The organism is Vibrio sp. D401a (assembly GCF_030248515.1).
Lineage (GTDB): Bacteria > Pseudomonadota > Gammaproteobacteria > Enterobacterales > Vibrionaceae > Vibrio > Vibrio rotiferianus.
The window spans coordinates 16,589-28,751 of the sequence record NZ_JAHGAI010000049.1; the positions used below are offsets into that span (position 1 = coordinate 16,589).

The 12,163-nt window shown below is 46.5% G+C and carries 10 protein-coding genes; 5 read left to right on the forward strand and 5 right to left on the reverse strand.

Translation table 11 applies throughout. The features are described from left to right. Positions 1-4: 4 nt before the first annotated feature. The 5 genes from acnD to KIV41_RS20855 form a co-directional block, all read right to left on the reverse strand. Positions 5-2,602 carry a Fe/S-dependent 2-methylisocitrate dehydratase AcnD gene (gene acnD / locus KIV41_RS20835; RefSeq protein WP_285337602.1) on the reverse strand — a complete coding sequence of 866 codons (2,598 nt, stop codon included), beginning with the start codon at positions 2,600-2,602 and terminating at the stop codon, positions 5-7. Between the two features lie 132 nt (positions 2,603-2,734). Then, the gene (prpC, locus tag KIV41_RS20840) at positions 2,735-3,877 is read right to left on the reverse strand and encodes a 2-methylcitrate synthase (protein WP_009704402.1); all 1,143 of its coding nucleotides are present in this window, start codon (positions 3,875-3,877) and stop codon (positions 2,735-2,737) included. Between the two features lie 119 nt (positions 3,878-3,996). Beyond that, positions 3,997-4,893, reverse strand: coding sequence for a methylisocitrate lyase (gene prpB, locus KIV41_RS20845; protein WP_020197566.1), 897 nt, complete (start codon positions 4,891-4,893; stop codon positions 3,997-3,999). Positions 4,894-4,988: 95 nt separating this feature from the next. After that, the gene (locus KIV41_RS20850; RefSeq protein WP_049536121.1) at positions 4,989-5,741 is read right to left on the reverse strand and encodes a GntR family transcriptional regulator; all 753 of its coding nucleotides are present in this window, start codon (positions 5,739-5,741) and stop codon (positions 4,989-4,991) included. Positions 5,742-6,018: 277 nt separating this feature from the next. Continuing rightward, positions 6,019-6,909 (reverse strand): hypothetical protein, encoded by an 891-nt coding sequence (locus tag KIV41_RS20855; RefSeq protein ID WP_005426534.1) that lies wholly within the window; start codon positions 6,907-6,909, stop codon positions 6,019-6,021. 134 nt (positions 6,910-7,043) lie between these two features. Here KIV41_RS20855 and KIV41_RS20860 point away from each other — a divergent pair, with 134 nt between their 5' ends. From KIV41_RS20860 to KIV41_RS20880, 5 genes are all read left to right on the forward strand, one after another. Then, the gene (locus KIV41_RS20860; protein ID WP_285337603.1) at positions 7,044-9,026 is read left to right on the forward strand and encodes a type VI secretion system Vgr family protein; all 1,983 of its coding nucleotides are present in this window, start codon (positions 7,044-7,046) and stop codon (positions 9,024-9,026) included. Then, on the forward strand, positions 9,026-9,634 hold the full coding sequence (locus KIV41_RS20865; RefSeq protein ID WP_252042045.1) for a hypothetical protein: 609 nt from the start codon (positions 9,026-9,028) through the stop codon (positions 9,632-9,634). The genes KIV41_RS20860 and KIV41_RS20865 overlap by 1 nt, the downstream gene beginning before the upstream one ends. Next, complete coding sequence (locus KIV41_RS20870; protein WP_005426629.1) at positions 9,631-9,933, forward strand: PAAR domain-containing protein; 303 nt, start codon at positions 9,631-9,633, stop codon at positions 9,931-9,933. The genes KIV41_RS20865 and KIV41_RS20870 overlap by 4 nt, the downstream gene beginning before the upstream one ends. A 201-nt stretch (positions 9,934-10,134) precedes the next feature. Beyond that, positions 10,135-11,604, forward strand: coding sequence for an ImpA family type VI secretion system protein (locus tag KIV41_RS20875; protein ID WP_285337604.1), 1,470 nt, complete (start codon positions 10,135-10,137; stop codon positions 11,602-11,604). 33 nt (positions 11,605-11,637) lie between these two features. After that, complete coding sequence (locus KIV41_RS20880; protein WP_005426582.1) at positions 11,638-12,159, forward strand: type VI secretion system tube protein Hcp; 522 nt, start codon at positions 11,638-11,640, stop codon at positions 12,157-12,159. The last annotated feature ends 4 nt before the right edge of the window (positions 12,160-12,163 follow it).

A 12,163-nucleotide genomic window follows, 5' to 3' on the forward strand; every position in this document is an offset into this window, starting at 1 on the left:
CTATCTATTGCGAGAGGAAGTCTTGAGCAAAGCGCTGTAACACACCGCCCGCTTTGTACACGTGAACTTCATCTTCGGTATCGAGTCGACAAGTCACTGGTACATCAACCTTGTCGCCATTAACACGGGTAATCACCAACGCCAAATCAGCACCAGGAGTGATATCGCCGATAACGTCATAAAGCTCAGTACCATCTAATTCGAGCGTATTTCGGTTCACGCCATCTTTAAATTGCAGAGGAAGCACGCCCATACCAACTAAATTGGTACGGTGAATACGCTCAAAACCTTCCGCGACAATCGCTTCTACACCCGCCAAGCGAACGCCTTTCGCCGCCCAATCTCGCGACGATCCTTGACCATAATCCGCACCTGCGACCACGATAAGCGGCTGCTTGCGATTCATGTAAGTCTCAATCGCTTCCCACATGCGTGTCACTTTGCCTTCAGGTTCTACTCTCGCCAGCGATCCTTGCACGACTTCGCCATTTTCCTTGACCATTTCGTTGAAAAGTTTTGGATTAGCGAAAGTGGCACGCTGCGCGGTTAAGTGATCCCCTCGGTGAGTCGCGTATGAGTTAAAGTCTTCTTCTGGGACACCCATCTTCGCGAGGTATTCGCCTGCGGCGCTGCTTGCCAAAATCGCGTTTGATGGCGACAAATGGTCGGTCGTAATGTTATCGCCTAAAACTGCAAGAGGACGCATTGAAGACAGAGTTCGCTCACCAGCTAGTGCTCCCTCCCAGTAGGGAGGTCTTCGGATATACGTACTCATCGGACGCCAATCGTAGAGCGGATTCGGATTGCGAGCCTCATCATTCAGTTTAAACATTTGAATGTAGACTTGATTAAACTGCTCTGGCTTAACGTACTCACCCACCACAGCATCAATTTCTTCATCCGTTGGCCACAAGTCATTGAGATAAACCGGCTTGCCGTCTTTATCTGTACCCAAAGAATCACGTTCGATATCAAAACGAATCGTACCAGCTAACGCGTAAGCAACGACCAAAGGTGGCGATGCTAAAAATGCTTGTTTTGCGTAAGGATGAATTCGACCATCAAAGTTGCGATTCCCCGAAAGTACCGCCGTTGAATACAGATCTCGGTCAATGATTTCTTGTTGGATTTTCGGGTCAAGTGCGCCGCTCATGCCGTTACAGGTTGTACACGCATAAGCCACGATACCAAAACCAAGTTTCTCTAGTTCAGGAAGTAAGCCAGATTCTTCAAGGTAGAGTCGAGCAACTTTAGAACCCGGTGCAAATGAAGACTTCACCCAAGGTTTGCGCACCAATCCAAGCTCATTCGCTTTCTTAGCAACCAGACCGGCTGCCACAACGTTTCTTGGGTTACTGGTGTTGGTACAAGAAGTAATTGCCGCGATGATCACCGCGCCATCCGGAAGTTCGCCTTCTTTCTCTTGCCACTCACCGGAAACACCGCGCTCAGCTAGCTCTGAAGTAGGTAAACGACGATGAGGATTTGATGGTCCAGCCAAATTGCGTCCGACTTGGGACAAATCAAACTCAAGTACGCGCTCGTAAACCGCCGTGTCTAAATCATCCGCCCACAGACCGGTTTGCTTGGCGTACTTCTCTACCAAGTCGACCTGTTGATCATCGCGCCCTGTCAGTTTGAGGTAATTAATGGTCTGCTCATCAATGTAGAACATCCCAGCGGTTGCGCCGTATTCTGGCGTCATGTTTGAGATGGTCGCGCGGTCGCCGATGGTTAGGTCTAGCGCCCCTTCACCAAAGAATTCGAGATAGGATGAAACCACACGTTCATTTCGCAGAAACTCGGTAATCGCTAATACGATATCGGTGGCGGTGATCCCCGGTTGACGCTTACCAGTCAGCTTCACGCCAACAATGTCTGGTAGACGCATCATCGACGGGCGACCAAGCATAACCGTCTCCGCCTCTAAACCGCCGACACCAATCGCAATCACGCCAAGAGAATCAACGTGAGGTGTGTGACTGTCCGTGCCGACACAGGTATCGGGATAAGCAATGCCTTGCTTAACTTGCACAACTGGAGACATCTTCTCCAAGTTGATTTGGTGCATGATGCCGTTACCCGCAGGAATAACGCTGACATTCTCAAACGCCGTTTTACACCATTCAATAAAGTGGAATCGGTCTTCGTTTCTGCGCTCTTCTATCGCGCGGTTTTTCTCAAACGCCTCAGGGTCAAAGCCTGCGTGTTCAACTGCCAGTGAATGGTCAACGATCAATTGCGTTTCAACCACAGGGTTTACTTTCGCTGGGTCACCGCCTTGTTCGGCAATCGCATCACGCAAACCAGCAAGGTCGACTAATGCAGTTTGTCCAAGGATGTCATGACAAACCACACGCGCCGGATACCAAGGAAAATCAAGGTCACGCTTGCGTTCAATCAACTGTTTTAGGCTATCAGTAAGCATATTCGGGTCGCAGCGGCGAACCAACTGCTCAGCTAAAACGCGTGAGGTGTATGGGAGCTTTTCATAGGCTCCTGGAGAAATATCGTTAACTGCTTCTCGGGTATCAAAATAATCGAGTTTGGTTCCCGGGAGCGGCTTACGATATTGAGTATTTATGTTTGTGGTGATGCTCATGGGCTTGCTTCCGCTTTAGTGTACATCTTGTGCCTGAACGCACCGCGATACTGTTTTTGAAATGGATTCGCGGTGAAAGAGACGCCCTCTGTGAATGCCATCAAGACAAAACTCACAAAGAGGCGTCACGCGCTAGCGTTGTTCGATTGGCACCCAGTCTTGATGATCCGGTCCGGTATAATCCGCGCTTGGGCGAATGATTCGGTTGTTCGCACGTTGTTCATACACGTGCGCCGCCCAACCTGTCAGTCGACTCATCACAAAGATTGGTGTAAACAATTTGGTCGGAATGTCCATGAAGTGGTAAGCCGAAGCATGGAAGAAGTCGGCATTACAAAACAGACCTTTCTCACGCTTCATGACTGATTCCACGCGCTCAGAAACCGCGTAAAGATGTGTGTCACCCACCTCTTTCGATAACGCTTCTGACCAACGCTTGATCAGTGCATTACGAGGATCACTTTCGCGATAAATCGCATGCCCAAAGCCCATGATTTTGTCTTTGTTCTCTAGCATTTGCAGAATATTGGCTTCTGCCTCATCTGGCGTTTGCCAATCTTGAATCATCTCCATCGCCGCTTCGTTTGCACCGCCATGAAGTGGCCCACGTAACGTACCGATAGCAGCCGTAATACAAGAATGAAGATCAGAAAGCGTAGAAGCACACACGCGCGCCGCAAATGTTGAGGCATTAAACTCATGCTCTGCATAAAGAATCAAAGAACAGTGCATCACCTTTTTGTGCGTTTCGCTTGGTGCTTTATCAGTAAGAAGTTTTAGGAAGTAGCCGCCTATGCAGTCTTCGCTGTTATCGTGCGTTTTGATTCGTACGCCATCGTGGCTGAAGCGATACCAGTAACAGATTATGGCAGGGAAAAGCGCCAGCATTCGCTCAGTAGCATGGAGCTGTTGCTCAAAGTCCATTTCTTGCTCTAAGTTACCCAACATAGAGCAACCTGTGCGCATAACATCCATCGGGTGAGCATCAGCAGGGATCAGCTCTAACGCTTGCTTAAGCTCCGCTGGTAAGCCACGCAAGCTCAATAGATGTGTCTTGTACGCGTCTAGCTCTTGTTGATTAGGTAAGTGACCGCGTAACAGCAAATGCGCCACTTCTTCAAATTGAGCATGATTTGCCAAGTCCGTAATATCGTAACCACGATACGTTAGACCCGTCCCCGTTTTACCGACAGTGCATAAAGCTGTGCTTCCAGCGCTTTGACCGCGTAGACCTGCGCCACCTATCTCAGCTTTCTTTTCTACAGAATGAGGCATTGTTGAACTCCTTTTCTGTCTGATTTAGCTCTCTTAATGGGCTCTTTTGAATCAGACAATTTTCACGTTATTGGATTAGAGATTCTTTTCTTGGGCTTCCGTTTGTTTCTTTGTTGACCTTATTTACCCTCCGAAAACAGCTTGTCTAACTTATTCTCGTAGTCGTGGTAATTAAGGTGCTCATACAGCTCTTTTCGTGTCTGCATTGAATCAAGCAACGCTTCTTGGTTGCCAACTTCTAGCAAGTGTTTGTAAACCATCTCGGCAGCTTTGTTCATCGCACGGAATGCGCTCAATGGGTACAAAACCATGTCCACTTTGGATTGCGCTAGCTCTTCACAGCCGTATAGTGGCGTTTGTCCAAACTCAGTAATGTTGGCAAGAATTGGAACGTGCTTCCCTGTCGCGTCTTCGAGCGCTGCCGAGAACTGTTGATATTGGTCGAGCTGATTCATTGCTTCTGGGAAGATCATGTCTGCGCCAGCTTCCACACATGCAATCGCACGTTCAATCGCACTGTCCATGCCTTCAACCGCTAACGCATCAGTGCGAGCCATAATGACAAAGCTCTCGTCATTACGTGCATCCACCGCCGCTTTCACTCGGTCGACCATTTCTTGTTGGCTAACAATCGCTTTGTTTGGGCGATGACCACAACGCTTCTGCGCCACTTGGTCTTCCATGTGCACTGCCGCCGCACCGGCTTTTTCCATCGCTTTGATAGTGCGTGCGATGTTAAAAGCTCCACCAAAACCGGTATCGATATCAACCAGTAACGGCAAATCACACGCGTTGGTGATGCGGTCTACATCCACCAAAACATCGTTCAATGTTGTGATGCCAAGATCTGGCAAACCGTAAGATGCGTTAGCGATACCGCCACCCGACAAATAGATAGCTTGGTGACCCAAGTTTTTCGCCATCATGGCGCAGTATGGGTTAATGGTGCCGACGATCTGCAGCGGATTGTTTTGCTCAATGGCGAGTCTGAACTTCGCCCCCGGAGATAAGCTCATAACAATTTCCTTCTAGTCTTGTTTTACCCTTCATACTTGAAGCTGCAGCTTTGTTAACTGCGCCAATTCCCCCTAATTACATAGCGCACCTATGCTCATAGGGCTGAATTGTCTTGTTGCCGCGCCGCAACTCCAATTATTTTGGGTAAAGTTTTGGAATCTGAAATCTGTAATTCGATTAGTTTTCGGCTGCCTGAGATGTGCCTTCTCATCAGCATTTCTGCCAGTTCTTCATCACGGTTGCGAATCGCTTGCAGAATGAATTTGTGCTCGTTGAGTGCTTCATTAGGACGAGATTGCGCACGCGGTGATTGGTAACGATACATGCGCAGCAAGTGATACAGCTCGTCGCAAAGCAAAGAGATAAGCTTGCTGTTTCTGCTCGCTTGAATGATTCGATAGTGGAAATCGAAGTCACCATGCTGGTGGAAGTAAGACGACCCTTCAACTTCATCAATATGTTTGGAATGTGTCGACAATAGCATTTCCAAACTCAGTAATTCTTCTTGAGTGATATAGCGAGCCGCGAGCCTTGCCGCCATACCCTCTAATGCTTCACGGACGGAATACAACTCGATGAGTTTCTCTGGAGAGAAAGTGATAACACGAGCACCAACATGCGGAATGCGCTCAATCAAGCCAAGCCCTTCAAGACGCATCATGGCTTCACGTAAAGGGCCTCTACTCACTTGATATTTCTTGGCTAATTCAGGCTCTGAGATTTTACTGCCAGGTTCAATTTCACCACTCACGATCGCTTCCACTAACGATTCGGTCAGCGATTCAGATTTAGTGTGCTCCTTCTCAGAGACAATCACTTTATGACGAGTTTTCAATTCTGTATTCATATTCAAGGCACTCGTATTTAGAAACCAAAGTGTCAACAATTTGTTAACTTGAATATAAAATAGACGATCAGATTGTCGACAATCAAGCAAATTGTCGACAATTTAGACTAAGGTATAGTGTTATTGAGTGATTTGTGAGTGGAAAAACATTCAGTTCTATAAGAGCAAGCTGAAATTGTCGACAATAAAAATTCAATAAATTCATAAAGTAATAAGAATTAAGGAGCACAACAGCTCCCTAATTGGGTTTAATTTGCTAACAAACGGTCGGATTTGCCTAGTTGACCAGTTTGTAGGTTAAGTCTTTTTCATCCAACAAACCGGATTCAACGAGGTTTCTCTCCAACATCATATCTTGCAGTTGTTTCAGAGAATTGATGTTGCCGTAACTGCGGCGGATCTGGTCAAACGCTTCTTCTAGTTGCGGTAAGTTTTGTGCATTCATCTGATCAGTCGTAGCTTCAGAAGCCGCCAAGAACCACTCCACATCCTTGGTGATTTCTTGCACTTGAATCAGGCTTTCACGCAATTTCGCTTGGTAGTGTTCCACCTCTTTGATGGCAGAAAAGAACTCCGTCCAAGCTTGCATGTTATCGATAGCCGATGTCGAAGACATGGTGGTTTTGTTGAGTTTCACACGGGATTCATTGATCGCCTCTTTAAGCTTGAACAAACGCAAACTGAGTTCATCTGAACGCTTTGGTAACAACTTCACCTCATACTTCACTAGCTTACGAATCGCATGAATGTGTTCATCACGCTTACGCGCAGAAAGCGCCAAGAACTCGTGATCGACTTTACCTACCGAGTTAGTTTTAAGTTGCTTTCGAGCAGATTCAATTTTTTTGTTAAGAAGAGATTTAACCCCTTTCTTTGAGCCTTCTTCCCACGCTTTGCGAGAAGCGGCTTTTAACGCTGCCCCACCTGCGACTTCCAAAAGGGCTGCCCCCTCTTTCGAGCCGGGAAATGGAATCATCCCGATACCAGTCCTTACCCCTTTTTGCGCAATATCCATCGCGACCATTTTCTTGTCACGTTTTACCCAGTTCTTTGCAGATTGGTATTTATTACCGAATTTTCTCGCCCAACTTTTGTGATATGACTTACTGTCCTTTTCTACATTTTGCAAAAATTCTTTCGCCATCTTTTTTGCATTTTGACTCGCCATAAAGAACTCCTTTTCTTTTAATAAATCGAATAGCGAATAAGATCTAATACTGCTATTTTTTGAGTAATTTGATTAATAATAGTATTTATATTTCAAATTTTTATTATTGAAAAGTTCAAGCATAAGGATATGCAATGGCTGATAAATACAGCAGTTCGGCTAGTTTGATGTCTGCAAAAGACTCAAGTAATCAAGAACATATCATAAGTAATGCAACAATAAAGCAAGCCTTGTCAGAGCCCTTTGAAATCAAAGCAATGCTGGTATCCAGTGGCTTTGACATGCAAGATCAACTAGGTCAGTTCCTTACCATAAACCGTTATTTCAACGAATCTGGCAGCAATACACTCAATCGTTCCTACAATGGAGTTGTGACATTGATCCAACATTTAGGAATGGATTCTAATTTGCAGAATCACCAATACGAAATAACGCTTAAACCTTGGTTTTGGTTATTAAAACACTCACATTCTTTCCGGGTTTATCAAAATCAATCCACACAAGAAATTGTCAGTGATATTTTCGATAACGCAGGTTTCAAAGGTAACTATAAAATATCCAGCATGCCTTCGACCAAGCGTGAATATTGTTTGCAATATAATGAATCGGATTTTGACTTCGTTTCTCGCCTGCTCGCTGAAGAAGGCGTTCATTATTATTTTGAGCATGCGAATGGTTCACACACTATGATTTTGCAAGATGCTCAAACCCCTTTTGATAAAGCCAGCACAGCGAAATTTGATATGAAGGAAACGCCGACAGGCTCACTTCCTTTGCTTGAAAATTGGTGCCCTACCGTTGCTTTTCATGGCGCAAGTGTCGAGCTATCAAGCTACGATTATTCGCAGACGAAACTCATCACCAGCGGTAGTAAAACCTCCAGCAATACCATTGCCAACAACACTAAACTTGCCAACACGCGTTACCCGACTTTGGGTATCAGCGGGGACATGACGGATCTCTCTAGTAATCTTGCCAAGCGTCGCATCGAGTATGTTGAGCAAGATTACCAAAGTGTCATTGCCAGCGCAAAACACGATCTCTTCGAGCTCGGTACTTACTTCTCGCTCTCAAGCCATCTAGACAAAGATCAACTTGGTGACTTTTCGGTCATCAGTATGGAAGTGGAATACACTGAAAGTGCACAGAGCAGCACTAGACTGAAAGTAATTCCAAAAGATACCCCTCACTACCCGCAACCTCGCTCAAAACAAGTGGTTCAGGGTTTACAGAGCGCAGTCGTTGCCGGCTCAACCGCAGGTGATATTAATCAGGACGAACAAGGTCGCGTGCGTATTCAGTTCCAATGGGACACAGACGCAAGTGGCGACAAAACCAGTTGTTATGTTCGTGTCGCACAAATGCTTGCGGGAAGTGGTTACGGTGCTCAGTTTGTGCCGCGTACCGGGCAAGAAGTTCTGGTCTCTTTCATTGATGGCGATCCAGACAGACCAATCATCACAGGCAGCGTTTACAACAGCAAAAATGCTCCGCCATACGCAGAAGCCAATACAACAAAGTCTGGCATCAAAACTCAACTTTCCGGACAGAGTAACGAGCTCTACTTCGATGATAAAAAAGACAATGAACTGCTTTACCTTCATGCAGCCAAAGACCTGACGCAAGACGTTGAAAACAACCAAACCGAAACAATCAAGGGCGAGTTGAGCCAGACGGTCACCAAAGCGGTATCAGTGTCGACAGAAGACAACTACTCGCTGAGCGTAACCAAAGCACTCAGCGAAAAAGCCAAGTCGATTTCGATTGAAGCTGACGATTCTATCGAGCTCAAAGTTGGCTCAAGCAAAATAACCCTGTCCTCATCATCCATTGCCATTGAAGCAACCAATATCGACATCAAAGCCAGCAGCGCACTGAATTTGGAAGGGACCAATGTCACCAGCAAAGCCACTTCAGCCAACAAAGTTTCTGGCACCACGACCGCTCTTGAAGCAACCAGTTCAAACAGTATTTCTGGCTTGAGTATTTCCATCAAAGCGGACACCACGCTCTCTGCAGAGGGCTCTTTGAGTGCGGAGTTTAAATCGGGTCTCAAAGCGACATTTGATGGCGGCGTAATGGGTGAAGTAAAAGGCGCAATTGTAAAGGTTAACTAATGAAATATAAGAAGATTCCATACCAAACGGCAGAGCAAATACTACCGAGATTCAAAGCCAGTGACGAGGCTAAAGCGCTACTCAACGAAGAAACCAGCATCAACGATGCAATTCAATCACTCACAGACAAAGAGCTCTACAACGATCTCGTTCAGTTTTTGACTCACGCTCTACCCGTCCGGGAGGCAATCTGGTGGGGAGCGTTATGTTTAAGCCAACGCAATGAGGAATGGTCATCCCTTCAAAAACAAAGTGTCGAAACGTGTATGGCTTGGGTGCGGTCACCCTCCGAAGAATTGCGCCGCAAAGCCGAACATCTCTCTCATCGATTGGAACTTAATTGCGGCCCATCTTGGCTTGCTCAAGCGGTATTTTGGAATGGTTCTGGCAGCATCGTTGCACCAGATATTCCACCCGTTATGCCAGATCCATTTCTGTACGCCAAAGCGACTGCAGGAGCGATCAATCACGCAGCCGCCCTTCCTGAATGGGACAAAACTAAACCTTACTATCAAGCCGCAATCGCCATGGCTCTGGATATCGCTGCAGGCGGTCAAGGTACTTCAGATAGCCAATCACAAACTACATTACAAGGAGAAGTGCGATGACGTTACCTGCCGCTCGTATCACTGACATGCATGTATGCCCAATGCAGACACCAGCAACGCCACCAATTCCTCATGTGGGTGGTCCGGTCACCGGCCCCGGTGCACCAACCGTACTGATCGGTAGCTTACCTGCTGCCACAGTGAGTGATGTTTGTGTATGCGTTGGAACCCCGGATTCTATCGCGATGGGAAGCACGACCGTGCTATTAAGTAATAAACCTGCTGCCCGAATGGGAGACACGACGTCTCATGGTGGCAGCATTGTTGCTGGTATGCCCACAGTTCTTATAGGGGGATAAAACCTCTTTAAAAATCAGTGAATTATATTGACATAATAAATCATCCGACCAATTTTTTAGATCAGCATCGTATTTTTTATTAAATAGTTAATTTTTATCGGCTATTTCTTAAATTCCTCACTAGACTAAAGTTTACAAACTATGAAACCAGAGGAACGGAATTATCTCTGGCTTAATAAAACAATAATTCATGGATTGAATATGGTTGACATTGATAGTCTTTTGGCACCGATCGCAGATGGATCGCCGAGTGGCGTCTATATAAAACTCGATAGAAGTGCCTATCGAGCACTGAGAAACAGTTACAATGCCGCGCAATCATCGTTTCGCCAATTGGTTGAAACTCCTGATGCATCCAGTGATCAAGCACTGCTTGATAGCAATAATGACAACTGGACACAGTTGCGTACTGCGACATACCACGCCCTCACTCAGTCGAGCAAAGACTTGGAGTTACTAGGTTGGTATATCACCAGTCAGTTGTTCACCGACGCACCTTATCGAAATCTTGCCGGCGCAACGCAAGTTCTTTTAAGCACCGTGGAGCAGTTTTGGGACTCGCTCAATCCGTTCCTTCCTGAAGACAAACTAAAAAGCGCAGAAGAGTCTGGCATCGCTAGAGAACGAGCCGAGTTCCGGATGAAACCTCTGCTACAACTTGTCGGCGAAACTCACGATACCACTGCCCTGTATATGCCTTTGCAGTTGATTAGCCTGATTGACGGTATCACCTTTGGCGATTATCTACGCGCAGAGCGCAACGGTTCGCTTGGCGAAATCAAAACAAAAGCGCAAAACCTTTTCAGCGCTGACACGCAAGACATCTTAATGGATTTGGCGCAAACCTATCAGAACCTTGACGCTACAGAACAAGTCATTGAGGAACATTGCCAACCAATTAACGCCACATCAGTAAGTTTCAAATTCATTAAAGAAAACATCGCCGAACTGATAAATGCGATTCGTTACCTCACCGAAGATAGTTTTTCCAAGTGGCCGTTAGACGAAAAATTTAGGCTGCTGAAAGATGAGCAACAAACCGCTGAGTTAAAACTGCTAAGCGTAAGCGCTGTTGAGCCGGCTGATAACATATTGGAATCAGTTGCTCAAACAACGGGTAAAGCGAGTAAAGAAACGAGCCAAACGTCTTCTACTCAGCAAATCGATTCTGTGCCCCCCACTTCAACCACACAGACTCACCCCCTTATCCAAGCGCCTTCCGTTAGCATCGATGCTCAAGTATACAATCGCGACCACGCCTTTCACGAACTTAGAAAGCTCGCCGACTACTTCAAACAAACCGAGCCACATAGCCCTGTTCCGTTCTTGTTAGAGCGCGCGATTCGATGGGGCTATCTAAGCTTGCCAGAACTACTCCAAGAAATGACTGGTGGCAACAACCAAGTGCTCGACCATATCAATCAACTCACAGGAATGGACAATTTAGAACAAACCATTCTGAAGAGAATTCCTGAACCACAATCAGTGCCAGAGTCGGTTCCGACCGTACCACCTGCGACTGAGGTTCAAACTGCCTCTAATGAGGAGTCTCAAAGTGCAACGTCAATTGAAACAACAACGTCAGAGCAAAGCGACACTCCAAATACAACCAACCAACCAGAAGTAAAAACTACTCAATCGTCGAGCGGTATTACCGATTTCGAGTGGTGAAGCAAAAAATGCTAAAAAGCAAAGGAGAACCAAATGGCTTCTATTTACATGAGAATTGATGGCACCACACCAAAAGGTGCTGCAACGGTAGAAAAGATCGGTGGCAAGGATGGATTTTTTGCTATTGATACAGTGAACTGGAGTGCCGTTCGTGGCGTTGGCATCGACGTCGGTAATGCGAACAACGCAGACCAAGGCATGGTCGCGCTAGGTGAAGTGAACATCTCTCGTGGCTGTGATGGTGCGACACCGTACTTAACGACTTTCCTTTACGCGCCAGGTGGTGAAGGCAAAACCATCGAAATCGTGATGACTAAGCCAAACCGTGAAGGTTCTGGTGCAGATCCATACCTAATCCTGACACTGAGCGCAGCACGTATGTCGAGCTACAACATGGGCGCGTCGGATGGTCACCTGCCAAATGAATCATTCAGCCTGACATACACCGAGATTTCGAAAGCGTACTACATCGAAGGCGAAGGCGGCAAAATCGAGAAAGGTCCTGAAGTGGGCTTTGACGCGACGACAGCGAAAGTTACTTCGACAGCTTCTTAATGGA